Source organism: Ectothiorhodospira marina, from assembly GCF_900109495.1.
Lineage (GTDB): Bacteria > Pseudomonadota > Gammaproteobacteria > Ectothiorhodospirales > Ectothiorhodospiraceae > Ectothiorhodospira > Ectothiorhodospira marina.
Map to the genome: position 1 here is coordinate 1 of NZ_FOAA01000036.1, position 1,303 is coordinate 1,303.

General features: G+C 67.4%; 1 protein-coding gene. It reads right to left on the reverse strand.

What is annotated here, in order from left to right:
* Positions 1-1,277 (reverse strand): vWA domain-containing protein (locus tag BMY52_RS15005; protein WP_177169998.1); only part of this gene is annotated, 1,277 nt, incomplete at its 3' end.
* Positions 1,278-1,303 lie beyond the last annotated feature (26 nt).

A 1,303-nucleotide genomic window follows, 5' to 3' on the forward strand; every position in this document is an offset into this window, starting at 1 on the left:
ATGGCGGAACGCCCGGCATCGCCCCGCACCCGGGACAGGTGTCTGAACTGGGCATCGGCAACGGGATGGTCCGCCTCGGCACGGGGGTCTTGCAGGTGCAGCGACAGCAGGTGGACCTGGGCATCATCCAGTTCACGACGCAGGTCCACCTCGTCCTTGCCACTGACGTTCTGGGCATGGCCCTTGGGATGGGCACTGGCGTCCCCCACCAGGATCATGAAACGCAGGGCATCCGGACGCCACGCCGAACGCAGCGCCACATCCACCCCGGCAAACACCTCCTCGGGATAATCCAGACTGCCCGCCTGCGTGGCCCGCGCCGAGTTCGACAGCAGGTCCACCAGGGCCTCCCCATCCACCAGTTCCGGAGTGTGGTTGCGGGTGGCGTATTCCAGGGCCGGGATGATCTCGCTGTTGTCACGGTAGGTCACCAGACCAAAACGAAACCGCGCCGCCGCCTCATCGGTGAACTGACGGGTCATCCGCGCCACCGCGTCCCGGGTCATGTCGATGAAGGGCTGCATGCTGCGCGTGGTGTCCATCACGAAGACGATGTCCACCTGCAGATCCGTCAGCCCGGCGCCCGCCTCGCCACGTGCCACCCGGGACTGGCTGGCATACTCGGGATTGTCCAGGGTGTCGGCGCCCCGTGCCCGGGGCACCGCCGCCGCCAGTTGCAGCAGGCGGGCATCATCACCCTGGATGCGCGTCTGCTCCCAGTCCAGGATCGGCAGCATGTAGAACTGCCGGGTGATGTCCACGAAACGCTCAGGTTCCATGCTCACCACCGATGCCGGGGCCTCACCCTGGCGGATGTCCGCATACAACGAACGGGCCCGTCCCGCCATGTCCATGTCATCCACCAGCGATTCCAGCGATGACAGGTCCTGGAACATCAGCACCGGACTGCGACCCTCGATGGGGTCCCCCGGGTGGGTGTAGGACACCAGCAGCGCCTGGCGCCACTCGAACACGTCACGGGCCTGCATCCAGCCCACCGGCGCCTCCCGACCCGCACCCACCTGATACCAGCCCCGGGGGTCGCCGGCCCGATCCAGTTCCACGCCCTCCCGGGCAAACACATACAGCGGCCGGAAGGCCGCCACGTTGGCCTCAATGATGGCCGACTCATCCGCCTTGCGCTGTGCATACACATGGGAGAACGGACGCGGCAGCACCCGCAGCGCCAACGCCGTGGATGACTCCACACACGGGCCCTCCCCCGCACAGCGGATGCCATCATCCCGGGGCTCGGAGGCCACCGGGGTGTGGCCCATGTCACCCTCCAGATCCCACAGGGCGG